This is a genomic window from Amycolatopsis roodepoortensis, assembly GCF_014873915.1.
Taxonomy (GTDB): domain Bacteria; phylum Actinomycetota; class Actinomycetes; order Mycobacteriales; family Pseudonocardiaceae; genus Amycolatopsis; species Amycolatopsis roodepoortensis.
Genome location: NZ_JADBEJ010000005.1, coordinates 600,480 through 626,703, shown reverse-complemented (window position 1 = coordinate 626,703; position 26,224 = coordinate 600,480). Strand labels below are relative to the sequence as shown.

26 protein-coding genes are annotated in these 26,224 nt (G+C 70.2%); 14 read left to right on the top strand and 12 right to left on the bottom strand.

Annotated elements, in window-relative coordinates:
• Nucleotides 1–8 precede the first annotated feature (8 nt).
• From H4W30_RS22405 to H4W30_RS22395, 3 genes are all read right to left on the bottom strand, one after another.
• Nucleotides 9–950 carry an alpha/beta hydrolase gene (locus H4W30_RS22405; protein ID WP_192744648.1) on the bottom strand — a complete coding sequence of 314 codons (942 nt, stop codon included), beginning with the start codon at nucleotides 948–950 and terminating at the stop codon, nucleotides 9–11.
• A gap of 63 nt (nucleotides 951–1,013) precedes the next feature.
• The gene (locus H4W30_RS22400; RefSeq protein WP_192746761.1) at nucleotides 1,014–2,321 is read right to left on the bottom strand and encodes an MFS transporter; all 1,308 of its coding nucleotides are present in this window, start codon (nucleotides 2,319–2,321) and stop codon (nucleotides 1,014–1,016) included.
• 121 nt (nucleotides 2,322–2,442) lie between these two features.
• Nucleotides 2,443–3,084, bottom strand: coding sequence for a TetR/AcrR family transcriptional regulator (locus H4W30_RS22395; RefSeq protein ID WP_126732242.1), 642 nt, complete (start codon nucleotides 3,082–3,084; stop codon nucleotides 2,443–2,445).
• A 111-nt stretch (nucleotides 3,085–3,195) separates the two neighbouring features.
• Here H4W30_RS22395 and H4W30_RS22390 point away from each other — a divergent pair, with 111 nt between their 5' ends.
• Nucleotides 3,196–4,044 carry a shikimate dehydrogenase gene (locus H4W30_RS22390; RefSeq protein ID WP_192744647.1) on the top strand — a complete coding sequence of 283 codons (849 nt, stop codon included), beginning with the start codon at nucleotides 3,196–3,198 and terminating at the stop codon, nucleotides 4,042–4,044.
• A complete protein-coding gene (locus H4W30_RS22385) occupies nucleotides 4,034–5,797 on the top strand; it encodes a bifunctional sugar phosphate isomerase/epimerase/4-hydroxyphenylpyruvate dioxygenase family protein (protein ID WP_192744646.1) in 1,764 nt (587 codons plus the stop codon). Before H4W30_RS22390 ends, H4W30_RS22385 begins: the two co-directional genes overlap by 11 nt.
• Here the strand turns inward: H4W30_RS22385 and H4W30_RS22380 are convergent.
• Entirely contained in the window at nucleotides 5,781–6,326 is a 546-nt protein-coding gene (locus H4W30_RS22380) for a hypothetical protein (RefSeq protein ID WP_192744645.1), read from the bottom strand. The genes H4W30_RS22385 and H4W30_RS22380 overlap by 17 nt on opposite strands.
• A gap of 103 nt (nucleotides 6,327–6,429) precedes the next feature.
• On the opposite strand from H4W30_RS22380, the gene H4W30_RS22375 reads away from it, so the two are divergent.
• On the top strand, nucleotides 6,430–6,999 hold the full coding sequence (locus H4W30_RS22375) for a TetR/AcrR family transcriptional regulator (protein ID WP_192744644.1): 570 nt from the start codon (nucleotides 6,430–6,432) through the stop codon (nucleotides 6,997–6,999).
• Nucleotides 7,000–7,055: 56 nt separating this feature from the next.
• Here H4W30_RS22375 and H4W30_RS22370 read toward each other — a convergent pair whose 3' ends face one another.
• The 3 genes from H4W30_RS22370 to H4W30_RS22360 are packed head-to-tail and all read right to left on the bottom strand — an operon-like array spanning nucleotide 7,056 to nucleotide 10,285.
• Nucleotides 7,056–8,231, bottom strand: a complete 1,176-nt coding sequence (locus H4W30_RS22370; RefSeq protein WP_192744643.1) for a 4-hydroxybenzoate 3-monooxygenase — start codon at nucleotides 8,229–8,231, stop codon at nucleotides 7,056–7,058.
• Nucleotides 8,232–8,263: 32 nt separating this feature from the next.
• Nucleotides 8,264–9,034 carry an IclR family transcriptional regulator gene (locus H4W30_RS22365; protein ID WP_192744642.1) on the bottom strand — a complete coding sequence of 257 codons (771 nt, stop codon included), beginning with the start codon at nucleotides 9,032–9,034 and terminating at the stop codon, nucleotides 8,264–8,266.
• A gap of 12 nt (nucleotides 9,035–9,046) precedes the next feature.
• Nucleotides 9,047–10,285, bottom strand: a complete 1,239-nt coding sequence (locus H4W30_RS22360) for an ArsB/NhaD family transporter (RefSeq protein ID WP_192744641.1) — start codon at nucleotides 10,283–10,285, stop codon at nucleotides 9,047–9,049.
• A 71-nt stretch (nucleotides 10,286–10,356) separates the two neighbouring features.
• Here H4W30_RS22360 and H4W30_RS22355 point away from each other — a divergent pair, with 71 nt between their 5' ends.
• The gene (locus tag H4W30_RS22355; protein ID WP_192744640.1) at nucleotides 10,357–11,580 is read left to right on the top strand and encodes an FAD-binding protein; all 1,224 of its coding nucleotides are present in this window, start codon (nucleotides 10,357–10,359) and stop codon (nucleotides 11,578–11,580) included.
• Here H4W30_RS22355 and H4W30_RS22350 read toward each other — a convergent pair.
• The gene (locus tag H4W30_RS22350; RefSeq protein ID WP_192744639.1) at nucleotides 11,577–11,927 is read right to left on the bottom strand and encodes a hypothetical protein; all 351 of its coding nucleotides are present in this window, start codon (nucleotides 11,925–11,927) and stop codon (nucleotides 11,577–11,579) included. The genes H4W30_RS22355 and H4W30_RS22350 overlap by 4 nt on opposite strands.
• Nucleotides 11,928–12,038: 111 nt before the next feature.
• Between H4W30_RS22350 and H4W30_RS22345 the strand changes: the two genes are divergently transcribed.
• Entirely contained in the window at nucleotides 12,039–13,208 is a 1,170-nt protein-coding gene (locus H4W30_RS22345; RefSeq protein ID WP_225949820.1) for an aminotransferase-like domain-containing protein, read from the top strand.
• A gap of 270 nt (nucleotides 13,209–13,478) precedes the next feature.
• On the opposite strand, the gene H4W30_RS22340 is transcribed toward H4W30_RS22345, so the two are convergent.
• Nucleotides 13,479–14,369: an alpha/beta fold hydrolase gene (locus tag H4W30_RS22340; protein ID WP_192744638.1), complete on the bottom strand. Its 891-nt coding sequence runs from the start codon at nucleotides 14,367–14,369 to the stop codon at nucleotides 13,479–13,481.
• A gap of 92 nt (nucleotides 14,370–14,461) precedes the next feature.
• Here H4W30_RS22340 and H4W30_RS22335 point away from each other — a divergent pair, with 92 nt between their 5' ends.
• Nucleotides 14,462–15,070 carry a TetR/AcrR family transcriptional regulator gene (locus H4W30_RS22335; RefSeq protein ID WP_192744637.1) on the top strand — a complete coding sequence of 203 codons (609 nt, stop codon included), beginning with the start codon at nucleotides 14,462–14,464 and terminating at the stop codon, nucleotides 15,068–15,070.
• Here H4W30_RS22335 and H4W30_RS22330 read toward each other — a convergent pair.
• The gene (locus H4W30_RS22330; RefSeq protein WP_126732230.1) at nucleotides 15,067–15,771 is read right to left on the bottom strand and encodes a FadR/GntR family transcriptional regulator; all 705 of its coding nucleotides are present in this window, start codon (nucleotides 15,769–15,771) and stop codon (nucleotides 15,067–15,069) included. The genes H4W30_RS22335 and H4W30_RS22330 overlap by 4 nt on opposite strands.
• A 146-nt stretch (nucleotides 15,772–15,917) precedes the next feature.
• Here H4W30_RS22330 and H4W30_RS22325 point away from each other — a divergent pair, with 146 nt between their 5' ends.
• Genes H4W30_RS22325 through H4W30_RS22310 form a run of 4 tightly spaced genes read left to right on the top strand, consistent with a single transcriptional unit; the run spans nucleotide 15,918 to nucleotide 20,706 of the window.
• Nucleotides 15,918–17,195 carry an SLC13 family permease gene (locus tag H4W30_RS22325; RefSeq protein WP_192744636.1) on the top strand — a complete coding sequence of 426 codons (1,278 nt, stop codon included), beginning with the start codon at nucleotides 15,918–15,920 and terminating at the stop codon, nucleotides 17,193–17,195.
• Nucleotides 17,196–17,206: 11 nt separating this feature from the next.
• Nucleotides 17,207–18,622 carry an acyl-CoA synthetase gene (locus H4W30_RS22320; protein ID WP_192744635.1) on the top strand — a complete coding sequence of 472 codons (1,416 nt, stop codon included), beginning with the start codon at nucleotides 17,207–17,209 and terminating at the stop codon, nucleotides 18,620–18,622.
• Complete coding sequence (locus H4W30_RS22315) at nucleotides 18,615–19,871, top strand: carboxyl transferase domain-containing protein (RefSeq protein WP_192744634.1); 1,257 nt, start codon at nucleotides 18,615–18,617, stop codon at nucleotides 19,869–19,871. Before H4W30_RS22320 ends, H4W30_RS22315 begins: the two co-directional genes overlap by 8 nt.
• A 10-nt stretch (nucleotides 19,872–19,881) precedes the next feature.
• On the top strand, nucleotides 19,882–20,706 hold the full coding sequence (locus H4W30_RS22310; protein ID WP_192744633.1) for an SGNH/GDSL hydrolase family protein: 825 nt from the start codon (nucleotides 19,882–19,884) through the stop codon (nucleotides 20,704–20,706).
• Nucleotides 20,707–20,813: 107 nt separating this feature from the next.
• Here the strand turns inward: H4W30_RS22310 and H4W30_RS22305 are convergent, their stop codons facing one another.
• Nucleotides 20,814–21,758: a helix-turn-helix domain-containing protein gene (locus tag H4W30_RS22305; protein ID WP_455423573.1), complete on the bottom strand. Its 945-nt coding sequence runs from the start codon at nucleotides 21,756–21,758 to the stop codon at nucleotides 20,814–20,816.
• Nucleotides 21,759–21,839: 81 nt separating this feature from the next.
• Between H4W30_RS22305 and H4W30_RS22300 the strand changes: the two genes are divergently transcribed.
• A complete protein-coding gene (locus H4W30_RS22300) occupies nucleotides 21,840–22,841 on the top strand; it encodes a saccharopine dehydrogenase family protein (RefSeq protein ID WP_192744631.1) in 1,002 nt (333 codons plus the stop codon).
• Here H4W30_RS22300 and H4W30_RS22295 read toward each other — a convergent pair.
• The gene (locus H4W30_RS22295; protein WP_192746759.1) at nucleotides 22,831–23,337 is read right to left on the bottom strand and encodes a M15 family metallopeptidase domain-containing protein; all 507 of its coding nucleotides are present in this window, start codon (nucleotides 23,335–23,337) and stop codon (nucleotides 22,831–22,833) included. The genes H4W30_RS22300 and H4W30_RS22295 overlap by 11 nt on opposite strands.
• Nucleotides 23,338–23,491: 154 nt before the next feature.
• Between H4W30_RS22295 and H4W30_RS22290 the strand changes: the two genes are divergently transcribed.
• The 3 genes from H4W30_RS22290 to H4W30_RS22280 are packed head-to-tail and all read left to right on the top strand — an operon-like array spanning nucleotide 23,492 to nucleotide 26,087.
• A complete protein-coding gene (locus H4W30_RS22290; RefSeq protein WP_318780643.1) occupies nucleotides 23,492–24,226 on the top strand; it encodes a response regulator transcription factor in 735 nt (244 codons plus the stop codon).
• Entirely contained in the window at nucleotides 24,223–25,629 is a 1,407-nt protein-coding gene (locus H4W30_RS22285) for an ATP-binding protein (protein WP_192744630.1), read from the top strand. Before H4W30_RS22290 ends, H4W30_RS22285 begins: the two co-directional genes overlap by 4 nt.
• Nucleotides 25,626–26,087 (top strand): GerMN domain-containing protein, encoded by a 462-nt coding sequence (locus tag H4W30_RS22280; RefSeq protein WP_192744629.1) that lies wholly within the window; start codon nucleotides 25,626–25,628, stop codon nucleotides 26,085–26,087. The genes H4W30_RS22285 and H4W30_RS22280 overlap by 4 nt, the downstream gene beginning before the upstream one ends.
• Nucleotides 26,088–26,224 lie beyond the last annotated feature (137 nt).

Below are 26,224 nucleotides of genomic sequence, written 5' to 3'. Positions count from 1 at the left end.
AACACGACCTAGACCTCGAGCGCCCGCGCGAGCACGGTGATCGCTTCGGCGACTTCGCGTTTGCTCACCGCGGCGTGTTCCACTGTGGACGAACCGTGGAACGTGCCAGGGAACAGATGCAGCTCGGTGGTGACGCCGGACGCGAGGAGAGCCTGGGCGTAGGCGATGCCTTCGTCACGCAACGGGTCGAACTCCATCACGGAAACGTAGGCGGGCGGCAGGCCGCTCAGATCCACCGCCCTGGCGGGCGCCGCGTGGACGGGGACGTCCGCTGTGCCGCGAACCCCCTTGCCGAGATAGCAGTCCCAGCTGATCTCGGCCCTCGGCTTGTTCCACTGTGGAGTGTCGACGAACGCCCGCATGCTCGGCGTCTCCAGCCGGTCGTCCACCTCCGGCACCCCGAGATACTGGAACGCGATCGCCGGCCCGCCCCGGTCCCGGGCTAGCAGGGCGAGCGCCGCACACAATCCGCCGCCCGCGCTGATCCCGTGGATCGCGATCCGGCCGGGGTCGACACCGAGTTCGGCCGCGTTCTTCGCGACCCAGGTGAGCGCCGCGTAGCAGTCTTCGAGAGCCGCCGGGTACGGCGCTTCCGGTGCGAGCCGGTAGTCGACCGACACCACGACGACGCCGATCTCCCTCGCGAACCGCACGTTGGCCGCGTGGTCGATCTCCAGGTCGCCGATGACGAACCCGCCGCCGTGGACGTCGAAGATCGCCGCCGGGGCGCTGATCCGGTCTGGTGTGTAGATCCGCACCCGGACATCCGGGGCGCCTTCGGGGCCGGGCACGCGTTCCTCACGGATCGTGACGCCCGTTTCGTCCACCACGCCCTGCCGCTCCGCGAACACGGCCTTCAGCTGTTCCCGGGTGGCGGGCAGATCGGCGAGGTCCAGCTTGGGCAACAGCGGGACGGCCGGGGCGATTTCCGGGTCGTACGCATAGGTCATCGGTCGCACTCCTGACTCGGCGGGAGGATGAAGACCGATTCTGGCCGCCTCGGCCGCGGGGATTCACCCGCCACGCGTCGCGGAAGCGGGCTCTTTCGTCCACCGAACGTGCGTCTCACCGAGATCCTCGGTCGGGACGCGGTGCGTTTCGCGCGCGGTGAGCGCGGCCGCGGCGCTGAGCAGGCAGACGGCGGCGGTGAAGACGGCGACGCCGAGCCAGTCGTCCTTCCCCGAACCGATCGCGGCGACCACGCTCGGGGCGAACCCGGCGATGGCGAAGCCGATCTGCGTGCCGATCGCCATCCCCGAGAGGCGGACCTTCGCGCTGAACATCTCGCCGTAGAACGACGGCCACACCCCGTTGACGGCACTGTAGGCGACACCGAACAGCAGGATGCCGAGGGCGAAGATCAGCGGGTACGAACCGTCCGAAATGGACCACAGGTACGGGAAGATCAGCACCGCGCAAGCGAGACAGCCCGCGATGAACACCGGTTTGCGGCCGATCCGGTCGGAAAGCCCGGCCAGCAAAGGGATCGCGAGCAGCGCGGCGACGTTGGCCAGAACACCCACCCACAGGATCGGCCCGCGCTCCAGCCCGACCGTGTTGACCGCGTAGCTCAGCGCGTAGACGGTGAAGATCGTGCTGACCGAGGCGATGGTGGCCGCGACGACGACGCGGAGCACGTCCTTCCAGTGCGTCCGGAACAGCACGGCGACGGGCAGTTTGGCGACGTCGGACCGGTTCTGCTGGAACACCGGGGTCTCGTCGATCTTGCGGCGGATCACGAAGCCGACCACCACCACGACGGCGCTGCACCAGAACGGGATCCGCCAGCCCCAGGTGAGCAGCTGCTCCTGGGGGAGCGCGGCGATCGGCAGGAACACCGCGGTGGCGAGGATCTGGCCGGCCTGGGTGCCGCTGAGGGTGAAGCTCGTGTAGTAGCCGCGCCGGTGTGACGGCGCGTGCTCCAGCGACATCGAGTTGGCGCCCGCCTGCTCCCCGGCGGCCGAAAGCCCTTGCAGGAGGCGAAGTATCACCAGCAGGACCGGCGCGAGCACCCCGACTGAGGCGTACGTCGGCAGGCAGCCGACCAGGAACGTCGTGACGCCCATCAGCACCAGCGTGAATACCAGGACCTTCTTGCGGCCCAGCCGGTCGCCGACGTGCCCGAGCACGAACGCGCCGACCGGGCGGGCGAGGTAGCCGACGCCGAAGGTCGCCAGCGCCAGCAGTGTTCCGGTGGCGGGGGAGGACGCGGGGAAGAAGACCTTGTTGAACACCAGTGCGGCGGCGGTTCCGTAGATGAAGAAGTCGTAGTACTCCAAGGCGCTGCCGATCCAGGCGGCCAACGCCGCCTTACGGGGCATGCCTTGCGTGACAGGGGAGGGAGAGGCCACGTCGACGCTCCAAGGTGCGATCCAGCAATGTACGATCTAGTTAGTTAATACAGCCTGCGAGACGGTGCCCGGGTTGTCAAGAGCCGGGATTTCAGGCCGTCAGGTAGTCGATCACCAGATCGCCCAGCATCAGGCGATAGTGATCGCGGCGCGCGGGATCGAGCATGTCGCGGCCGAAGATCGCGGAGAAGGTGTGCCGGTTCGCGAGGCGGAACACGCAGAACGAGCTGATCACCATGTGCACGTCGAGCGCGTCGACGTCGTCGCGGAATCGGCCGGCTTCGCGGCCGCGGTCGAGGATGCGGGTGAGCACGTCCAGTGCCGGGTTCGCCATGCCGGACAGGGCTTCCGAGCGGGCGATGTGCTCGCCGTGGTGGATGTTCTCGATGCTCACGAGGCGGATGAAGTCCGGGTTCGCCTCGTGGTGGTCGAAGGTGAGCTCGGCGAGCTGGCGGATCGCGTCCTCGGGTTCGAGATGGTCGACGTCGAGGTCCTGTTCGAGGGCGCGGATGGTCGCGTACGCCCGTTCGAGGGCGGCGACGTAGAGCTGTTCCTTGCCGCCGAAGTAGTAATAGATCATCCGCTTGGTGGTGCTCGTGCGGGCGGCGATCTCGTCCACCCTGGCGCCGGCGTAACCCTTGTCGGCGAATTCCCTGGTGGCCACCGCGAGGATTTCGGCGCGGGTGCGTTCCTTGTCGCGCTGGCGCTCGACCTCGGACGACGGTGCGGCCACCTGACTCCCTCCGAACCGCTGGTGGAGGCCCCACTCTAGCGCAGCCCTTCTCGTGCCGGCCGGTCCGCGCTACAGTGAACTCACTAGTTCGTACATTAACGGAGGATCTTGGTGACCAGCTACCTCATCGGCCTGGTCGGTACCGGTATCGGGCCGTCGCTGAGCCCGGCCCTGCACGAACGGGAGGCCGACGAGCTCGGGCTGCGCTATCTCTACCGGCGGCTCGACCTCGACGTGCTGAGGCTGCCGATCGGTGAGGTGCTGGCCGCCGCGCGGATCGCGGGCTTCGACGGTCTCAACATCACCCATCCGGTGAAACAACAGGTGCTGCCGTACCTCGACGAGGTCGCGCCGGACGCTGCGGCACTCGGCGCGGTGAACACGGTGGTGTTCCGCGAAGGGCTCGCCACCGGCCACAACACGGACGCGACCGGTTTCGCCCGCAACCTCATCCGGGGCCTGCCGGACGCCGAGATGGACACGGTCGTCCTCCTCGGCGCGGGCGGAGCGGGCGCGGCGGTGGCCCATGCTTTGCTCTCCCTGGGAGCCGGGCGGCTGATCGTCCACGACGTCGACGCCGCGCGTGCCGGCACCCTGGTCGCCGCGCTGCGACGGCGGTTCGGCACCGACCGGGCCCTGACGGGTTCCCTCGACGACGTCCGGGTGGCCGACGGCCTCGTCCACGCCACGCCGACCGGGATGGCCGCGTATCCGGGATCGCCCGTTCCCGCCGAGTCGCTGCGCCCGGGGATGTGGGTGGCCGACATCGTCTACCGCCCGTTGGAGACCGCGTTGCTCAAGCAGGCGCGGGAGCGGGGCTGCCGGACGCTACACGGCGGCGGGATGGTGGTCTTCCAGGCGGCGGACTCGTTCCGCCTGTTCACCGGAGCGGAGCCGGACGCGGACCGCATGCTCCGGCATTTCGAAGCGCTGGAAGGGAAACCCGCCCATGCCCGGTGACACCGCCATCGCGACCGTCTGCCTTTCCGGCACGCTCGAGGACAAGCTCGCCGCGGCCGCCGCGGCCGGCTTCCACGGCGTCGAGATCTTCGAGAACGACCTGATCGCGTCTCGGCGGACGCCGTCGGAGATCCGGCGGCTGTGCGCCGACCTCGGCCTCACGATAGATCTCTACCAGCCGTTCCGCGATTTCGAGGCGGTGCCACCGGACGTGCTCCGCGCGAACCTCCGCCGGGCGCGGCGGAAGTTCGACCTCATGGCCGAACTCGGGGCGGACACCGTCCTGGTGTGTTCGTCGGTCTCGCCCGACGCCGTCGACGACGACGATCTCGCCGCCGAGCAGCTGCACGAGCTGGCTTCGCTGGCCGCGTCGCGCGGAATCCGCGTCGCTTACGAGGCACTCGCGTGGGGCCGGTTCGTGAACACCTACGAGCACGCGTGGCGCATCGTGCGGCGAGCCGGCCATCCGGCGCTGGGAGTCTGCCTCGACAGCTTCCACATCCTTTCGCGCCGCAGCGATCCCCGCGCGATCCGGACGATCCCCGGCGAGAAGATCTTCTTCCTGCAACTGGCCGACGCGCCGCTGCTGGACATGGACGTGCTGCACTGGAGCAGGCATCACCGGCTCTTCCCCGGGCAGGGCGCGTTCGACCTGGCCACCTTCACCGGGCATGTCCTGGCGGCTGGATATCGAGGGCCGCTTTCGCTTGAGGTGTTCAACGACGTCTTCCGGCAGGCGGATCCTCGGCCGGCTGCCGTCGACGCCATGCGATCGCTGGTGGCTCTGCGCGAATCCGTTGGCGCCCTTGCGGTTCCCGAGGCGCCCCGGCTGGATGGGCACGCCTTCGCGGAGCTCGCGGTTCCGGGCACCGTGCTCGCGGAGCTCGGTTTCACGCACGTCGGAACGCATCGCTCGAAACCGGTCCACTTGTGGCAACAGGGATCCGCGCGGCTGCTGGTGAACGCAGCCGCCGCCGAGGGCACGATCAGCGCGCTCGGCCTGACCAGCGCGAACCCGGCCGGATCGGCGCGGCGCGCGGAGGACCTGCTCGCGCCGGTGCTGCCCCGCGCGCACGGCCCGGACGAGGCGGACCTGTCCGCCGTCGCCGCCCCGGACGGGACCGAGATCTTCTTCTGTGGCAACGAAGAATGGCTTCGTGACTTCGTTCCCACCGGAGCGGTCCCGGCCGGGATGGGGATCACCGGCATCGACCATGTCGCCCTGACCCAGCCTTTCGACCACTTCGACGAGGCGACACTGTTCTATCGTTCGGTGCTCGGCCTGGAGCCCGAGCCGGTGTCCGAATTCGCGGCGCCGTTCGGGCTCGTGCGCAGCCGGGCGGTCGGGAACCGGGACGTCCGCCTGACCTTGGACAGTGCCCTGGTGCGGCGAGGGGAGTGGGCGCCGGGAGTGCCTTCACCTCAGCACATCGCCCTCGCGTGCGATGACGCGATCGCCGTCGCGAGGGCCATGCGGGAGGCGGGTGCGCCACTGCTTTCGATCCCCGGCAACTATTACGACGACCTCGACGCGCGGTTCGATCTGCCGTTTTCGGCCGCCCTGCGGGAGAATTCGGTGCTGTACGACCGGGACTCGTCCGGCGAGTTCCTGCACTTCTGCACCGAACTGGTCGGCTCGCGGGTGTTCTTCGAGGTCGTGCAACGGATCGGCGGGTATGGCGGGTACGGGGTCGTGAACACGCCGGTGTACATGACCGCGCATCGGGAACGGCGGCTCAGTCTCGCGCGCTGAGCCTGCCGAGACGGATCGCCGAAACGAGGAAGAACACCCCGCCGAGGAAGGCGTATCCGGCCAGGTTCAGCAGCGTGGCGTCCGGTTGGGCGGCCTGCAGGACGAAGGAGGTCCCGGCGAGGGCCGAGATGGCCCCGCTGGCGATCATCGCCCACTGGCCGCCCAGTTCGCGGCGGCCGATGCCGACGGCGAGCTGGACGAGACCCGACACGATCGCCCAGGCGCCCCAAACGCGCAGCACCGCCGGGATCCCTGAAGCGGCGGCGAATGCGAGGCCGATGCCGGCGATCGTGCTGATCGCGATGTTCACGTACAGGCCCGGAGCGGGCTTCGTGTCCTGTGCTGAGCGAAGGTCGATGACGGCGGCGGCGACGTCGAACAGCGGGTACAGCACGAGCAGGGCGATGCTGACCGGTCCGAGCTTCGACGCACTCGTGAACAGCAGGCCGGCCCACACGAGTGCGAAGCCGAAACGAGCGAAGTACAGACGCCGCAGGGTGGGCGCGAGGATGGCGGTACGGCTGCTCACAGAAGCTCCAATGAAGGTGAGGAGAACGTTCGGTCTACTTGGACTCTGGCAGTCGGGCGCGGTGCGGTCAAGACCGAACGTTCTATCCCGTAAGCTGGCCGTAATGTCTCAACGTCAAGCGTCCGAAGCGCGCACCAGGCTGCTCACCACGGCGACCAGGCTCTTCTACGCGGAGGGCATTCACTCCGTGGGCATCGACCGGATCGTGGCCGAGGCGAAGGTGACCCGGGCGACCCTGTACCGGCATTTCCCGGGCAAGGACGACCTGATCGTCTACTACCTGCAGGAAGCCGATCAGGCGATCCGCGCCCAGATCGACGCCATCGTCGCCAAGGGGGCGTCGGCGCCCGACACCCTGCGCGCGATCGCCGGGAACATCGCGGACGGCATCCGGTCACCCGGTTTCCGCGGCTGCGCTTTCCTCAACGCCGCGTCGGAGTACCCGGATCCGGCGCATCCCGTGCATCAAGCCGTCCTCGCCCACCGTGCGTGGTTCGCGCGGGTGATCACCGAGGTGCTGGCCCCTGTGGGGAGCGCTCCGGCCGAACTCGCGGCCCGGCGCTTCGTCCTGCTCCGGGACGGCGCGATGGCCACCGGCTGCCTTTCCGACCCCGCGCCGATCTGTGAAACCTTCCTCGCGGGAGTCGAAGACCTGCTGTCTCGTGAGTGGTAAGGACGGTTAGAACCGTCCTTACCACTCACGAGATGAGGCTCGCGGAACACTGATCCTCAGAATCCGATGGGCAAACCCGCGTAGTTCTCCGCCAGCCCAGCCCGTCCCGCCTCGCTCCGCGCCAGCCACTGCAACTGCGAAAGCTGCAACTGCCGGTCGAACGGGTCGCCGGATTGGTGCAGCATCGTGGTCATCCACCATGAGAAGTGCGTACACCGCCAGACCCGGCGCAGCGCGGTGTCGGAGTAGGCGTCGGCGAGGGCGAAGTCCTTGTCCCGCACCAAAGCGGCCAGTGCGGGGGCGAGGAGGGCGACGTCGGCGACGGCGAGGTTGAGCCCCTTCGCACCGGTGGGCGGCACGATATGGGCGGCGTCGCCGGCGAGGAACAGGCGGCCGTGCCGCATGGGCTGCTGCACGAAACTGCGCATGGGCAGCACGCTCTTGTCGGTGATCGGCCCCGGCGTGAGGGTCCAGCCGTGCTGGCCGTGGCCGAGCCTGGCCGCGAGCGCTGCCCAGATCCGGTCGTCGGACCAGTCACCGATTTCGGTGCCGTTGGGCACCTGGAGATAGAGCCTGCTGACGGTCGCCGAGCGCATCGAATGCATGGCGAAACCGTCGGGATGCCAGGCGTAGATGAGCTCGTCGGTCGACGGGGCGACGTCGGCGAGCACCCCGAGCCACGAGTACGGGTAGGTACGTTCCCAAGTCTGCTTCGCGGCGTCGGGGATCGCGGTGCGGCAAGGTCCGAAGGAGCCGTCGCAGCCGACGACGACGTCGGCGTCCAGCCGCTGTGGTGCGCCGTCCGCGTCGGTGAAAGTGACGTAGGGCCGCTCGGTCTCGATGTCGTGCACGGCGGTATCGGTGACTTCGTAGTGGATCTGCTGCCCGGCCGCCGCTCGAGCCTTGCCCAGATCCTTCGTCACCTCGGTCTGGCCGTACACGGTGACGCTTCGGCCAACCAGGTCCACGAAGTCGAGATGGTGCCGTTCTTCGGGCCATTGCAGGTAGATACCGCGGTGCTCGTCGCCTTCGCGGTCGAGCCGCTCGCCGAGTCCGGTCTCGCGAAGGAGGTCCACTGTGGACTGTTCGAGGATGCCCGCACGGATCCGCGCTTCGACGTACTCGCGCGAGCGGGTCTCGACGATCACCGATTCGACCCCTGCCAGGTCGAGCAGATGCGACAGGAGCAGTCCGGCCGGGCCGGCGCCGACGATGGCGACTGGGGTACGCATGACCGGAGTCTGGTCGCCCGGCGGCCGGACCGCTAGCGGTCGCTTCCACTCAGTGAAACCGGCAGGCTCCGGCCGATACCGGCGGCCGCGACCTGGAGCGCGGAGATCAGCCGGGCCCGGCCCCGGCTCAGATCGGGAACGACCAGGCCGAGCGCCGCGACGACGTCGCCGCCCGACGGCCGGATCGGGACGGCGACCGAGCAGGCGCCCCGGCTCATCTCCTCGACGGTCTGCGCGTAGCCCTCTCGCCGGACACGGCGCAACTGTTCGCGCAGGCGGCCGGGCTGCGTGATGGTGTACGGCGTCACGCGGGTCAGCGAGGCGAGCACTCGCCGCTGAACGTCTTCCGGTGCCCAGGCCAGCAGGACCTTCCCGATTCCGGTGGCGTGCAACGGCAGGCGTCCGCCGATCCGGCTGACCACCGGTACGGACGCGTTCCCGGAGAGCCGGTCGAGGTAGAGCACCTGGTCGCCGTCACGTTCGCCGAGATGCACCGTGGCGCCGGTCGCGCCATAGAGATCCTGGAGGAAGGGCGCGGCGACCTGCCGCAGTTCGAACTGGACGGGCGCGAGGAGCCCGAGGTCCCACAGTCGCCTGCCGACGGCGTACCGATCTTCGCGTCGCTCCAGTGCGCCCAGGCCCACGAGTTCGCGGGCGAGCCGGTGCGCGGTGGGCAGCGGCAGGCCGGCCCGCTGCGAGAGTTCGGTCAGCGAAAGCTCACGATGGTCGACGTCGAAGGCGCCGAGCAGCGCGAACGCCCGCGACGTGACGCTGGCGCCGGGTGTCGACAGGTTCCCGGACATCCGCCCATCTTCTCACTGAGTGGAAGTCAGGACGAGCCCGAGCCACAGCCCGCCGACGGCGAGCACGATGGACGCGGGGACGGTGAGCAGCCCGAGCCGGGTGAACTCGCCCAGCTCCGGCCGGGTGTCGTGGCGGTGCAGGATCCGCCGCCACAACAACGTCGCCAGCGAGCCGACGTAGGTGAGGTTCGGCCCGAGGTTGACCCCGATCAGCACGGCCAGCACCACCGGTGTCCCGCCGGCGGCGGCGAGCGGCAGCAGCACCAGCACGGCGGGCAGGTTGTTGATCAGGTTGGCGAGGACGGCCGCCACCGCGGCGGCGCCGAGCAGCGCGGGGAAAGAGGTGGAGGTCGGCACCAGGTGGCTCAGCGCCTCGTCCAGTCCGTTGTCGACGACGGCGCGGACCACGATCGCCAGCGCGAGTACGAAAGCGACGAAGGGGATGCTCGCCGACCGCACGATCGCTGCGGGCGAGGTCCGCCGCCGCACGAGGGCACGGCAAGCGAGGACCGCGGCGCCCGCGAACGCGGCCCACGCGGGGCTGACGTCCAGCAGCGACGTGACCACGAAGCCGGCCAGCGTCAGGCCGAGGACGACGAGGACGAACGCCGGGACCTTTCCGGCCGGGACCGCTTTCCCACCCCGCGGCCGGGCCGCCAGGTCGGCGGCGAAGAACCGGCGGAACACCAGGTATTCGGTGAGCACCGCCGCGAGCCAGGGCAACGTCATCAGCGCGGTGAACCGCAGGAACGAGATGCCGGTCGCGGCGACGGCCAGCAGATTGGTCAGATTGGACACCGGCAGCAGTAGCGAGGCCGAGTTCGCCAGATGCGTGCAGGCGTAGGCGTGCGGTTTGGCCCGCGCGCCCATCCGCGCGGCGGTGGCGAACACGACCGGGGTCAGCAGCACGACGGTGGCGTCCAGGCTGAGCACCACGGTGACCGCCGCGGCGACGACGAACACCGCGGGCAGCAGCCGTCGCGGCCGTCCCCGGCTGAACCGCGCCATGAGCGTCCCGGCCGCCTGGAACAGCCCCTCGTCGTCGCACAGTTTGGCCAGGACGAGCACCGCGGCGAGGAAGCCGGCGACCGGGGCGAGCCGGGTCACTTCGTCGAGGGCGTCGGGGAACGAGATCGCTCCGGTCACCAGGACGATCGCCGCGGCGGGGACGGCGGCGACCGCCTCCGGGAGACCGCGTGGCCGGATCACCGCGAAGGCCAGGACGACCAGCAAGAGCGCGATGGACACCATCTCGCCGGGAATGCCTGTCAGGGCGAACCTCCTCCGGATGAAGCCGACGTCGGCAATCTAGGCTGGGCCTGGTGCGAGAGACGAACTGGGCGGGAAATCAGACCTTCTCCGCGGAGCGGATCCTCCGGCCACGCACGATCGGGGAGGTGCAGGAGGTCGTCGCCGGGGCGAGCGCGGTCAAGGCGCTCGGCAGCAGGCACTGTTTCAACGACATCGCGGACAGTCCGAATGGTGTCCTGCTCGATCTGTCCGCGCTCGACGTGGAAGCCGGCCTCGACACGGAGTCGGCGACGGTCACGGTGCCCGCGGCGGCCCGCTACGGCGACCTCGCCGTCCAGGTGCACGCCGCCGGGTTCGCGCTGGCCAACCTCGCCTCACTGCCGCACTGCACGGTGGCGGGCACCGTCGCGACGGCGACCCACGGCTCCGGCCGGCGCAACCAGAGCCTGGCGTCGGCGGTGTCCGGTTTGGAGCTGGTGACCGCCGACGGCGAGTTGAAGACGTTCTCCCGGCACGACGGCGTGGTCGTCGGCCTCGGCGCGCTGGGGGTGGTGACCCGGCTGACCCTCGACCTGGTGCCGTCGTTCGACCTCCGGCAGGACGTCTTCGACGGCCTGGCGTGGGAATCGGTGTACGAGCACTTCGACGAGATCCAGGACGCCGGATACAGCGTCAGCCTGTTCACGAACTGGGCCCGCGACGAGGTCGACCAGGTCTGGGTCAAAGGACCGGGACAGCCGGGCGGGGACTTCTTCGGCGCGACGGCGGCGGACGGGCCACGGCATCCGGCCCACGCGGCGGGTATCCCGGCGGACAACTGCACGCGGCAGCTCGGCGTCACCGGACCGTGGCACGAACGGATCCCGCATTTCCGGCTGGATTTCACGCCCAGCATCGGGAACGAACTCCAGACCGAGTACTTCGTGCCCATCCGGCACGCCGTCGCGGCGATGGAGGCGATGCGCGAACTCGGGCACCGGCTGGCACCCGTCCTGCTCACTTCGGAGATCCGCACGGTCGCGGGGGACGACCTGTGGCTCAGCCCGTTCCACGGAGGCGACCGGCTGGCGCTGCACTTCACCTGGCTGCCGGACGAGCAGGCCGTCCGCGAGCTGCTGCCCGTGATGGAGGAACGGCTCGCCCCGTTCGATGTCCGGCCGCACTGGGGAAAGCTCTTCCACCGCGCGGCGGAGTACCCGAAGCTGGCCGATTTCCGGGCGCTCGCCGACGAACTGGACCCGGACGGCAAGTTCCGGAACCCGTTCGCCCGGCGGCACGTGTTCGGGGAGAGCTAGTCCGATTGCGACCATGCCGCGACGGGCAGGGAGAGGTACACGCCGACGTCGTCGATCCCGGTCGCGGACTCGATACTCTTGCGCAGCAGGTCCACCCGCTCCTGGCGGTTGTCCGCCCGGCTCGGGAACCACTTCGACCGGACCTCGACCAGGAGGTCGAGCCCGAAGCGGTCGAACGGTCCCGGTGCGCGGAAACGCAGTTCCACGTCGCCCGGCTGGAGGTCGCCGTCGTAGGGCTCCTCGGGACACTCCACGGCGACGGACACGAGGTGCGGCAGAACCGAGCCGAGCTCACGCAGCTTGGCTTCGGGAAGATGTGGCGCGTAGGTGATTTCCACGAGAGGCACGGCACAAGCCTAAGGGCGGGCGAAACTGCTATCGTGGCGGCAGTTGCTTGCTCGCGCGGGAAGATCCCCGGCTGCTGCACTGGAGCCGCACGTTTCTTCCGAGGAGCCTTCATGTCTCTTCCCCTCGCCCGTCGTATGGACGGCGTCACCAGTTCTCCTGTGCGCGACCTGCTCGCGCTCACCGCCCGCCCGGGCGTGATCTCGTTCGCCGGTGGCATGCCCGCGCCGGAACTGTTCGATGTGTACGGCCTTCGCGCCGCCTTCGACCGGGCGCTCGCCGACGAGTCCGCGTTGCAGTATTCGCCCACCGAAGGGAATCCGCGGCTGCGCGAGCTGCTCGCGCGGCGCCTGTCCGGTCGTGGGCTCGCGACCACTGTGGACGAACTGCTGATCACCACGGGTTCACAGCAGGGCCTGCAACTGCTGAGTACCGCGTTGCTCGATCCCGGAGCCACCGTGCTGGTCGAGGAACCGGTGTACCTGTCGGCGCTGCAATGCTTCCAGCTCGCCGGGGCGCGCGTCGTGCCCGTCCCCGGCGACGCGGAGGGGATCGACCCGGCCGCGCTGGACGAGATCGCGGCCAGGGAAGGGCCTGCCTTGCTGTACCTCGTCCCGACGTTCTCGAATCCTTCCGGGCGCACGATCGGCCCGGAGCGGCGCCGCGCGCTCGCGGAAGTGATCGCGCGCCACGGGTTCTGGCTTGTCGAAGACGATCCGTACCACGAGCTGCGGTATCGCGGCGAACGCGAGGAACCGCTGTCGGCCCGTCCGGAACTCGCCGGGCGCACGATCTATCTCGGCAGCTTCTCGAAGGTGATCGCCCCGGGGATGCGGCTCGGCTGGTTCCGCGCGCCCGCGGACCTCCTGCGCCGCGTCACGATCCTCAAGCAGGCGACCGATCTGCACAGTTCGACCGTCGACCAGGCGGCCGCGGCCGAGTATCTGGCCGTCGCGGATCTCGAGGCACACGTGCGGAAGCTGTGCGCGACGTACCGCGTGCGCCGTGACGCGATGCTGGCCGAACTGCCCGCTATCACCCCGCCGGGGACGACGTGGACCGATCCGGACGGCGGGATGTTCGTCTGGGTCACGCTTCCCGGCGGCGCGGACACGGACCGGTTGCTTCCCGAGGCGCTGCGGCAGGACGTCGCTTTCGTGCCCGGCTCGGCGTTCCAGGTGGGGGAGCCGGATCGGTCGGCGTTGCGGCTGTCGTTCGCGACGCACGCGCCGGAGACGATCGCCGAGGGTTTGCGGCGGCTGGGCAAAGCCCTGTCGCAGTGAGGTAAGCGTCGTCCGGGTCTCGTACCCCGGCTCGGGCGCGTTTGGGGCGATTCGGGTTGGAGCCAACCGTGTCTCGGAGGACGACACGCGTGTCCAGATGGACGACACGTGTGATCAGGCGGACGACACACGTGATCAGATGGACGACACGCGGCGGACCGGCCGCGGGCGTGTGCCGTCCGTCCGGTCACGTGTGCCGTCCCGCTGATCACGTGTGCCGTCCGGCCAGTCACGCGTGTCGTCCATCCGGTCACGCGAGGCGTCGGCCACTCAAAGAAGCTGCCGCGCCCATTCGGTGATCACGGCGGCCGTCTTCGCCGGCTGGTCCTCTGCCGTGTACGCGTAACTGTCGGGAATGGTCTTCAACGGTGCGTCCAGTCGTTCGGCGAACCGCTGGGCGTTGGCGAGCGGGAACACGCGATCCTCGGCGGCCCAGGCCAGCAGGATCGGTTTGCCGAACCCGGCCGCGAGGTTGGCGGCCGCCTCGCGGCTGTACCGCGCCGACACGCTGCCGATGGCCTTGCGGCCGTCGTGGCGGATCGCCGGATCGGTCAGGACCGGGCCGATGTAGCTTTCCATGGCCCGTGCGTCGACGGGGTACTTGGCAAGCCACCCATAGGTGTTGCGCCAGCGCCAGGTGCGGCGGATCCGCAACGCCTGATAGAGCGCCCGGTAGGTCGCGGGATGGGCGGCGGTCGCCTTGAGGATCCCGAAACCGCCGGGCTCGGGCGGCCAAGAGCATTCCGGGGTTTCGCAGCTGTTGAGGACCAGGCGCGCGATGCGGTCGGGATACGTCGTGGCGGCGATCTGGCTGTAGGCGCCACCGGAGTCGTTGCCGATCAGTGTGACGTCGGTCAGGTCGAGCGCGTCGAGGAACTGCGCGATCACGGCGGCCATCCCGGGCGGGGTCAGGTCGGCGTCGCGGCGCATCGGCGTCAGATGGGCGCCGAGCGGCCAATCCGGTGTGACACAACGGAAAGCGGGGGAGAGCAGCGGGACGAGCGCGCGCCAGAGGTTCGCGTTCACCAGGTAGCCGTGGACGAACACGAGTGTCGGCCCGGTCCCGCTCTCGTGGTAGCGCACGGTTCCCGAGGGGAGTTCGGCCTCCTTCACGGCGCCGAGCCGGGGATCCCGCCAGCCGGAGCCCGCCCAGTTCGTCATGCCCGCCGCCTTTCGCCCGAGAGTTCTTGTAACCGTTGCAAGAACTGTAGCGTGGTTCTTGCAACGGTTACAAGAACCGCTAGGCTCCCAGGGTGGACCCGCGCAAGGAACGGACGATCGCCGCGCTGCTGCGTGCCGCGGACGAGGTCTTCCGGGAACGTCCGGCCGACGACGTCACGGTCGAGGAGATCGCCGAGCGGGCGAAGGTCTCGGTCGGCTCCCTCTACAACCACTTCGGCTCGAAGGCGGGCCTGCACGCGGCGGTGGTGGAGCGCGCGCTCCAGGCGGATCGCGAGTACATGGACCGCGCCTACGTCCCCGGTCGCAAGCCGATCGAGCAGATCTACGCCGCGGCCGACGAGTACCTGGCGTTCTATCTGGCCAACCCCGACTACTTCCGGATGCTTGCGTTCCCCCGCGAACCCGGCGGTTACGCGGCGGGGCACGAACTCGCGGAACGGCTCGCCCGGTCGGTCGCCGAGCAGAATGCGCGGCTCGTGCGCGCCGTGCGTGAAGGGGTGGAGGCCGGCGAATTGCGGGACGTCGACCCCGAAGAGACCGCGACCGTGCTGTGGGCGGCGTGGAACGGGATCATCAGCCTCGGCTGGCGTCCGGACGCCTTGAGCCGCGACGAAGATCAGCTGCGCGACCTGCTCGCCGCGGCGACCGATATCGCGGCGAACGGCTTGCTGAAGCGCTAGTCGGCCTGCGGGTCCCAGGTCAGCAGCCGGACCTTGCTGACGGTCTGGACGTGCCGTCGCATCGCGTTCGCGGCCGCCTTCGGGTCGCCGTTCCGGATGGCCTCGGCGATGTTGTGATGCTGGCTCAGTGAACGCCACGGCCTGCCGGGCTGCCGCAGGGACTCGTTGCGGCTTTCCGCGATCTGCGTGTCGATCGACCGCATGAACTCGGCGAGGATGGCGTTGTTCGCGGCGGCGGTGATCGCTTCGTGGAAGCGGCGATCGCCTTCGGCGCCGTGCCCGCCGTCCTCGATCTCGGTCTTCATGTACTCCAGTGCCGCGTCGATGGCGGCGAGATCCGCGTCGGATCGTCGCGACGCGGCCAGCTCCGCGAGCTTGGTCTCCATCGCCTCGCGGGCTTCGAGTACTTCCGGAAGCCGCTTGCGGCGGGCTACCAGTTCGTCGACCGGTTCGACGTCGAGGTGATCGTTGCGCAGGTAGGTGCCCCCGCCGTGCCGGGACTCGAGCAGGCCCTGCACCTCGAGCACGACGATCGCCTGCTTGATCGACGCGCGGCTGACCCCGAGCCGCTCGGCGAGGTCGCGCTCGCTGGGGAGCTTGTCGCCCGCGTGCAGGCCGGACTCCTCGACGTGCGCCTTGATCCGCTCGACGACCTGCTCGTAGAGCTTCGCCCGGTTCAACCGGCTCAACGCCTCCGGCACTCGGTCCCCTCCCATGACTGGACAAGTGGCTTAGCCAATTTACCACTCATCCCCTTGACAGGTGGTCGGCGTCACAGGGAAAGTGGCTCAGCCACTAGTCCACTCGGCCACTCGCCAGGGGGCTCCCGCCGTCAAGGAGGACGGTCATGTCCGCCCAGCTGATCTCGATCCTCGTTCTCGTGGTGATCTTCGCCCTCGCCACGACCCGCTCGATCAACATGGGGGCGCTCGCCTTCGCCGGCGCGTTCCTCGTCGGCACCCTCGCCGGTGGTCTGGACACCGACGGCATCTTCGCCGGCTTCCCCGGCGACATCTTCGTGGTGCTGGTGGGCGTGACCTATCTGTTCGCCATCGCCAGGGCCAACGGCACCACCGACTGGCTGGTCGCCGCGGCCGTGCGCCTGGTCGGCGGCCGGATCGCGCTCATCCCGTGGGTGATGTTCGTGGTCACCGGCGCGCTGACCGCGATCGGCGCGGTGAGCCCGGCGGCCTGCGCGATCGTCGCGCCGATCGCGCTCGGTTTCGCCGCCCGCTACAAGATCAGCCCGCTGCTCATGGGCGCGATGGTGGTGCACGGCGCGCAGGGCGGTGGGTTTTCGCCGATCAGCGTCTACGGCTCGATCGTCAACGGCATCGTCGAGCGCAACCACATCGCGGGCAGCCCCGTGGTGCTGTTCCTCGCGAGCCTCGGCATGAACCTCGCCATCGCGGGTGTCCTGTTCGTCGTCCTCGGCGGGACCAAACTGCGTCGCCGCCAGCTCGTGACGGCGGGCGTCGGCGGCGCGGAGACCGAGGAGGAACCGCTGCCGCACGAACAGCGGATTCCCTTGGACGGCCCCAAGATCGTGACGCTGACCGGGCTGGTCGCGCTCGTGGTCGGCACCCTCGTGTTCGACCTCGACCCTGGCCTGACCGCCATCACCGTCGCCGTCCTGCTGAGCGTCGCGTGGCCCAAGACCAGCCGCTCCGCCGTCTCCGAGATCACCTGGCCGACCGTGCTGCTGATCTGCGGCGTGCTGACCTACGTGGCGGTGCTGAAGGAGATCGGCACCATCGACTACGTCGGCAATGCGGTCACCACCGTCGGGATCCCACTGCTCGCGGCGCTTCTGCTCTGCTACATCGGCGGTGTCGTGTCCGCCTTCGCGTCTTCGGTCGGGCTGATGGGCGCGCTCATCCCGCTCGCCGTGCCGTTCTTGGCGCAGGGCACGATCGGGCCGGTCGGCATGATCGCCGCCCTCGCGGTCTCGGCGACGATGGTGGACGTCAGTCCTTTCTCCACCAACGGCGCGCTCGTCCTCGCCAACGCGAAGGACGTCGACCGCGACAAGTTCTTCAAACAACTTCTGGTCTACGGGGCGCTCGTGGTGGCCGTCGTGCCGCTGGTCGCCTGGCTCGTGTTCGTCGTGCCCAACTGGGGCTGAGGAGGAGATCCATGCTGTCCGGACTGACTGCCGGGAACGACCGCGTCGCCCTGCGGTTCGGCGACGAATCCCTGACCTACGGCGAACTCGCGTGCGTCACGGGACCGCTCGCCGCCAGGCTGGCCGGGCGCCCGCGCGTCGCGGTGTGGGCGACACCGACCCTGCGCACCTGTGTCGCGATCGTCGCCGCGCTGACCGCCGGCGTCCCCGTGGTGCCGATCAACCCGAAGGCCGGATCACGCGAACTGGCGCATATCGTCGCCGACAGCGTGCCGGACCTGGTGCTGGCCGCACCCGACGCGGAGCTGCCGCCGGAACTCGACGTGCTACCGCGGGTCCCGATCGAGCTGGACACCTCGGGCACACCTTGGCAAGGCGAGGAACCGGATCCGGAGAGCCCGGCGTTCGTCATCTACACCTCGGGCACCACCGGACCACCGAAGGGCGTCCTCCTCCCGCGCCGGGCGGTGGCGTCGAATCTCGACGCGCTCGCCGAGATCTGGGACTGGACCGGCGCCGACGTCCTCGTGCACGCACTTCCGCTCTTCCACGTGCACGGCCTGATCCTGGGCGTGGTCGGCCCACTGCGCCGGGGCGGTTCGCTGCATCACCTCGGCCGGTTCTCGACCGAAGCGGCCGCGAAGGAACTCGCCGGTGCGGGCACGATGCTCTTCGGTGTCCCGACGATGTACCACCGGCTCGCCGCCGATTGTGAGGCCGACCCCGCGCTGGCCGCCGGAGTGGGTGCGGCGCGGCTGCTGGTCTCGGGTTCGGCTGCCTTGCCCGCGACTGACCACGAGCGGATCACCGCCGCGACCGGGCAACGGGTCGTCGAACGCTATGGCATGACCGAAACGCTGATGAACTGCGGAGTCCGTGCCACGGGGGACCGGCGGCCCGGTGCGGTCGGCCCGCCGGTGCCCGGCGTCGAACTGCGGCTGGTCGACGACGCGGGAGAACCGCTCTCCGGCGAGTCCGTCGGCGAGATCGAGGTCCGCGGCCCGAACCTGTTCCTCGGCTATCTGAACCGGCCGGACGCCACGGAAGCCGCGTTGCGCGACGGCTGGTTCAAGACCGGCGACATGGCGATGCGCGATCCGGACGGTTACGTGCGGATCGTGGGCCGTCGGGCCACCGATCTGATCAAGAGCGGCGGCTACAAGATCGGCGCGGGCGAGATCGAGAACGCGCTCCTGGAACATCCGGGGGTCGCGGAGGCGGCCGTTACCGGTGAGCCGGACGAAGACCTCGGCGAGCGCATCGTGGCCTGGATCGTCCCCGCCGGGGACAAGCCGTCGCCGGGCGAACTCGCCGACCACGTCGCCGGACTGCTGTCCCCGCACAAGCGGCCGCGGGTCGTGCACTACCTGGAAGCGTTGCCCCGAAACGAGATGGGCAAGGTCCTCAAGCGGGCTCTCCATGACTGACCCACTGGGCTGGGACGGTTACGCCGCTTCCCTGGCACGCGCCAGGGAACGCACGGGCACGGACGAGTCGGTGGTCTGGGAACGCACGAAGATCGGCGGCCACGAGGTCGTGGTGATCCGCTTCGAATTCGGCTTCCTCGGCGGTTCGGTCGGGACCGGCACCGGCGCGCTCATCGAGCGGGCGCTCGATGAGGCGCGCTCGCACCGGCTGCCCGTCGTCTCGCTGCTGTCCACGGGCGGGACCCGGATGCAGGAGGGCGTTCCCGCGCTGCGGCAACTGCAGCGGATCGCGCGCGGTCTGGCACTGCTGCGTGAAGAGCGGCTGCCGCACATCACCGTCGCGCGGCACCCCACCACCGGCGGGGTGTGGGCGTCTCTCGGCGCCGACGCCGACGTCGTGCTCGCCGTCCCCGGCGCTCAAGTGGGGTTCGCCGGACGCCGGGTGCGGCCGGAGTCGTACGCCGACGATCCCGCGTACACGGCGGAAAACCAGTACACGGCCGGATATGTCGACGAACTCGTGGCCGAGGACGCGATCGCCGACCGGCTGGAGGTCTGGCTCGGGCTCCTGACCGGTGCTTCCCGGAACCGCCCGGCGGATCTGCCCCGCGCGCTCGGCGCCCTCGACTCCGCGACCGACGGCTGGCAAGCCGTCCTGCGCGCGCGGTCGGCGGACCGGCCCCGCGCGGACGCTTACCTCGACGACTACTTCGACACCCGCGTCACGCTCCGGGGCGGCGCCGGCGACGGAATCTTTTGCGGGTTCGGAAACCGGGGCGGGCGGCCGATCGCTTTCGCGGCGCAGACCGGGATCGCCACCACGCCCGGCGGTTTCCGCGCGGCGACCCGGCTGATCCGCCTCGCCGGCAGGCTGGGTCTGCCGGTGCTGACCCTCGTCGACACGCCGGGCGCGGCCGCCGATCCGGCCGCGGAGACGGCCGGGGCGGGGAACGCCATCGCCGGACTGTTCGGCGCGATCGCGGCGGCGGAGGTGCCGATCACGACCCTCGTCATCGGGGAAGGAGGTTCGGGCGGCGCGCTGGCCCTCTGCTCGGCGGACCGGATCTGGCTCACCCCGGACGCCTGTTTCTCCGTCATCGCCCCGGAACTGGCGGCCGGGATCCTCAAACGGGATCCTGAAGACATCCCCGCCCTCGCCGACGCGCTGAAGCCTCGTCCCGAAGATCTGCTCGCCCTCGGTGTCATCGACGGCATCGCGGGACCGGAACCGGTCACCTTCCTGAGATAAGGGGTTCGACATGTTCAAGCGGATGTCCGTCGCGGTGCTCGCCGCGGTCACGCTCGGTCTCCTGGTCACGCCGCCGGGCCATGCCGCAGGGGCCGCCCGCTACGTCGCCATGGGCAGTTCCTTCGCCGCGGGGCCGGGAATCCCGCCGCAGCAGCCCGGAACCCCTGCGGCGTGCGGACGTTCGACGAAGAACTACGCGACTCTCGTGGCCGCGGAACGCGGATTCGCCCTCACCGACGTCACCTGCAGCGGTGCGACCACGGCGAACATCCTCACCTCGGGGCAGGCCGGGCAGCCGCCGCAGATCGAGGCCGTCACCCGGGACACCCGGCTCGTGACGGTCACCATCGGCGGCAACGACGTCGGCTACGTCGGGAGCTTGTTCACCTACGGCTGCCAGAACACCGGCGGCACGAACTGCGGCCAGGTCGACCAGAACGCCGTCCGCACGGCGCTGACCACGGTGCACGAGAAGATCGGCGCCGTCATCGCGGAGGTCCACCGGCGCGCGCCGCGGGCGCGGGTGCTGGTCGTCGACTACCTGACGATCGTGCCGCGCACCGCGCCCGCCTGCGACGGCGTTCCGCTCACCCCGGAGCAGCTGGTCTTCGAACGCGAGGTCGCGGACCGGCTCGCGACGGCGACCCGGCGGGCGGCCCGCGCCGAACGGGCCACCCTGGTCCCGGCGGCCGCGATCAGCTCGGACCACGACGCCTGTGCCGCCGTCCCGTGGATGGAGCGGTACGCGGCCGCGCCGGGACGCGTGCCGTACCACCCGAACGAGGCCGGGATGGCGGCCGTCGCGGATCTGGTCACGGAACGGCTGCGCGCCTGAGGGTGCCGGGGGCGCGGTGGGGCTATCCGACCGTGCCGCGAAAGCCACTTTCGGGACATCGAACGTCGCGAAAGTGGCTTTCGCGACACCCGGCCCGCCGCTTGGCCTTACTTACCGACAGCCGCGCGGAAAGTGCGGCGGTAGCTGTCCGGCGGCACCCCGACCGTGCGGTTGAAGTGCCGCCGCAGCGTGGCGGCGGTGCCCATCCCGGTGGCCTCCGCGATCAGGTCGACGCTGTCGTCGGTCCGCTCCAGCAGTTCCTGCGCGCGGCGGATGCGCTGGGTCAGCAGCCAGCGCAGCGGGGTCGTCCCGGTCGCCGACCGGAAGTGCCGCGCCAGATTGCGTGAACTCATGTTCGCGTGCCGGGCGAGGTCTTCGACGGTCAGCGGCCGGTCGAGCCGTTCGGTGACCCAGGGGAGCAGGCCGCCGAGCGGATGGTCGTCCTGGTCGGGCACCGGGGCGGTGACGAACTGGGCCTGCCCGCCCGCGCGGTGCGGCGGGACGACGAGGCGGCGGGCGATGGTGTTCGCGACCGCCGAACCGTGGTCGGACCGGACCAGATGCAGGCACAGGTCCATCGCGGCGGCCTTGCCCGCCGAGGTGAGCACACTGCCGTTGTCGACGTAGAGGACGTCCGGATCGACCTCCACCGAGGGAAACCGGTCGGCGAGGACGTCGGTGTGCGCCCAGTGCGTCGTCGCCCGGCGGCCGTCGAGCAGCCCGGCGGCCGCCAGCACGAACGCGCCCGTGCACAGGGACGCCACCCGCGCGCCCGCTTCGTGGGCGGCGCGCACGGCCTCGACCAGATCCGGCGGCGGATCGACGTCGACGTCGGCCCAGCCGGGGACGATGACGGTGCCGGCGCGCGTCAAATCGTCGAGCCCGTGGTCCGGTTCGAGCAGGAACCGCCCGACCTTCACCGCTTTAGAGCCGTAGACACCGAATTCGTACAGGCCCGTGTCGAAGACCTCATGGGCGATGGACAGCTCGAACTGCAGCATCCCGTCCGTGGAGGTGAGGGCGACCGTACTCATGTCCGAAAGTGTACGCATGATGGCGTTCCGGACACTGTCGATCGGCCGGATCAGCCGACAGGATGGTCCACAGTGGATCGACCGAGGGCAGGAGAAACCATGGGTACGTACGACGTCGCGGTGTTCGGGGCCTACGGGCACACCGGGCGGTTCGTGGTGGCGGAGTTGCGCGAACGCGGATTCGGCGTGCTGGCCGTGGGACGCGACGAGACGAAGCTGCGCGGCCTGCCTTGGCCCGATCTCGACGTCCGGCAGGCGTCGGTCGACGACCCGGCTTCGCTCGACCGAGCGTTCGCGGGTGCGGACGCGGTGATCAACGCCGCCGGGCCGTTCGCCGACACCGCCGCTCCGGTGATCGAAGCGGCCCTGCGGGCGGGCATCCCGTACCTCGACGTGGCCGCGGAGCTCGAAGCGAACATCGACACCTTCGCTCAGTTCGGCGAACGCGCCGCGGGAGCGACGGTGATCCCTGCGATGGCGTTCTTCGGCGGTCTCGGTGATCTGATGGTCACCGCCGCGATGGGGGACTGGACGTCCGCCGACGAAGCGCACGTCGCCTACGGGCTGAGCAGCTGGCATCCGACGGAAGGAACTCGCGCGGCGGGCAAGGTCTCGCGGGAGCGGCGCGACGGAAAGCGGATCCGCTTCGCGCGCGGCCGGATCGAACACCGTGAGGACGCGCTGCCGGAGCTGGACTGGGACTTCCCCGCGCCGCTCGGGACCCGCGCCGTGCTCGGCGAGTTCACGATGGCCGACGTCATCACCGTCCCCAGTCACCTCGACATTCCCGAAGTGACCACCTACATGACCGTGAACGCGGCCCGCGAGGTCGTGACACCCGAGACCCCCGCGCCTCCCGCCGACGGCCCGTCGGCACAGGAGTTCGTGGTCGACGTCGTGGTGCGAGCCGGCGGCGAAGAGCGGCGGATCGTCGCGCGGGGGCAGGACATCTACGCGATCACCGCACCGCTGGTCGTGGAGGCCGTCCAGCGCGTGCTCGACGGCCGGACCAAGGCGACCGGGGTCGTCTCGGCGGGCGAGGTCTTCGACGCGGCCGACTTCCTGGCGGCACTGGCGCCGCGGATCACCGTCACCGGGTGACACCTTCCCGCCAGCCCGGATGCGGCAGCCGCACGGGCGGTGCTTCCCCGGGCCGGTACTCGAAATGCCACCACTCGTTGTCGTAGATCCGGTAGAGCGCGAAGCGGGCTCCGTGGTCCTCCAGCCACTGCGCGCCTTCGCGCGGCCGGACGTCCAGCGCGGTACCGCCGACGTGCGCGGAATCCTGCGGCGGCAGGACACGCTTGCCGCCGCGGGCGGTCTCGGCGAGGTACAGCCGATGCTGCTCGGCGGCGTCCCGATGCCCCGAGGTGACGCCGAGGAGCGTGCGGTGCCGCCAGAACGCCTCGGTCCTGGCGGCGGTGAACGCGGCGAGCGTCCCGGTGGTGAGCCCGGCGAGGTTTTCGGCCGGGAACCGCAGTGACAGCGCCCAGCCGCAGGCGATCCGCCGGGCCTGGCCGGGGCGCCGCAGCCACGCCGGGATCAGCAGCAGTACCGCGAGGACGCGGGTGATCGCCGCGAGCACGAGTTCTTTCATGCCGTCGACATTCGCCGACGCCTGTGCGGACCCGATCGCGGCGACGTGCGCGGACGCCGACGAAAATGTCACCGTTCCGCACGGAGCACGTCGTGACGCAACGATGACATTACGTGGACGTTCCGCGGAAACGGGACGGGCACCATGGCGTGTCATGGACGAGCGGATTCCGTCCGGCGCTGCGATAGTCGTCGGCATGCCCAGGGTGCTGCTCATCGAGGACGACCAAGCCGTGCGTGACGGGCTCAGCATGGCGCTGGGCGGCCGTGGCCACGCGGTCGACGCGGTGGCCACCGGCGAGGAAGGCCTCGCCCGGCTCGCGTCCCGGCCGCCGGACATCGTCGTGCTGGACCTGATGCTGCCCGGACTGGACGGTTTCGAGGTCTGCCGCCGGATCCGGGCGGCGGGGGATCTCCCGATCATCATGCTCACGGCGCGCAACGAGGACATCGACGTGGTGGCCGGGCTCGCCGCCGGCGCGGACGACTACGTGGTCAAACCCGCCAGGGCCCAGGTGCTGGAGGCACGGATCCGCGCGGTGCTGCGCCGCAGCGGGCAACCCGCGCCGTCGCTGCCCACGCCCGCCGAGATCGAGCGGCATGGCGACCTCGGCATCGACCGTGCCGGGCTGACCGTGACCAAGGGGGACAAGCCCGTCGCCCTCGCCCCGACCGAACTGAGGCTCCTGCTCGAACTCACCCAGGTCCCTGGCCGGGTGCTCAGCCGTCAGTACCTGCTGGAAAGCGTGTGGGAGCACGGATACTTCGGCGACTCGCGCGTCGTCGACGCCTGCGTGCAGCGGCTGCGGGCGAAGATCGAGGACGACTCGTCCGCGCCGGTGTACGTGCAGACGGTCCGCGGGTTCGGCTACCGCTTCGGGCCACTGTGAAGCTCGGTGGCCTGCGCACCCGGCTGCTCCTGGCGTTCAGCCTGCTGGTCGTGATCACCGCGGCGACGGTCGCCGGCGGCGCCTACGTCCAGTCCCGCACCGTGATCCTCCAGCAGGCGCAGGACGCCACGGCCCGCGTCCTGGTCGACAAGGCCACCGCGCTGTTTCCGCTCGGCCCGCTTCCGCCGGGCGACGGGACGCTGAGCCGGATCAGCGGCGAACTGTCCGACCGTGACCTGAGTTCCCTGGTCCTGTACGAGGACAAGGCGAGCGGCAGCGAGCAGATGCGGGCGCTGATCTCGCCCGAGCTTCGCGAGCGGGTCCGGTCGGGAAACGTCGCCTGGCAACGAGTCGACTCCCGGGGCGCACCGATGCTGGTGGTGGGCACCAGGTTCACCGTCGTGCTTCCCGGTGGGCAGCAACGGGATTCGGGTATCGAGGCCTACGTCGCGCGCAGCATGGCGCCGGAGGCGAAGAGCATCGACGAACTCGCCACCCGGGCCTGGCTGATCGGCGGGGTGGCGTTGGTCTTCGCGATCGGGCTGGCGCTGCTGGCCGCCCGCGGTGTGCTGCGGCCGGTGCGGGAACTGGGCGACGCGGCGCGGCGGCTGGGGAAGGGTGATCTGCGGGCGCGGATCAGCGTCCGTGGTTCGGACGAGCTGGCCGGGGTGGCGCGGACCTTCAACGAGACGGCCGAAGCGCTGGAGCGGCACGTCGGCGAGCTGGAGCGGATGGAATCCGACGCGCGGCGGTTCGTCGCCGACGTCTCCCACGAACTGCGCACCCCGCTCGCCGCGATGACCGCGGTCGCGGACGTGCTGGAGCAGGAGGCGTCGAAGCTGCCGGGGGACGCCGGTCGCGCGGCGAAGATGAGCATCGAGGAGACGCACAACCTGACGCGGCTGGTGAACGACCTCATCGAGGTCTCCCGCTTCGACGCCGGGGCGGCCGCGCTGGCGCCGGAGGAGGTCGACGTCGCCGAGGTGATCACGGCGAGCCTGCGCATCCGGGGCTGGACGGGCGAGGTGGAGAAAGACCTGCCCGCCGGGATCTTCGCCGAGTGGGATCCGAGGCGGGTGGACGTCATCGTGGCGAATCTGGTCGGGAACGCGTTGCGGCACGGGGAAAAGCCGGTCTCGCTCCGGCTTTCCGAAGCGGGGGAGCTGATCACGCTGGAGGTCTCGGATCGCGGGCCCGGGCTGGCGCCCGAGGTGCTCCCGCACGTGTTCGACCGGTTCTACAAGGCGGATTCGGCCAGGGCGAGGTCCGGCGGCAGCGGACTCGGACTGGCTATCGCCTGGGAGAACGCCCGGCTGCACGGCGGTGACCTGAGCGCGGCCAACGGCGTCGACGGCGGCGCGGTGTTCACGCTTCGCCTGCCGCGCTTGGGAGTGACGGCATGAGGAAGAGCTGGTTTTCGGTACTCCTGATCGTCGCCGTGGTCGCGGGCTGCGGCGTCCGGCCCAGCGCCGTGATCTCCGGGGCGCCCGCGCCGTCGGGGCCCGCCAACGGCGCGGTGCTCTACTTCCTGTCCGGCGGGCAACCGGTCCGTGTGTTGCGCCCGCTGGCACAGGAACTGCCGCCGGCGAGCCCCGTCGATCTGCTCGCCGCCGGACCGGACGAGAGCGAGCGGGAACGGCAGTACTCCACGGAAGTCCCGCCCGGCACAGCGGTCCTGGACCAGACGCCCGCGCCGAACGGGGTCACGGTGACCCTCTCGGTCGGCGTCGCCGGGTTGTCGGCGCGGGCGGTGGACCAGATCGTGTGCACCGCGCGGGATTCGCTCGGCGGGAGCGCGCAGATCACGTTGCGGGGTGAGGGAACCGTGCGTGGTCCGCTGTCGTGTCCCTTGCCCGGCTAGTGGGTCACGGGCAGCACACATGTTTGGCACGTACCACGGCATTTTTACGGCCACCGCTCACCCCGGAAGTGTCCCGGATCACCGGTGTCGGTCCCTCGCTTTGTCCGGATCCACCCGCTAGCTTAGGCAAGGCTAAG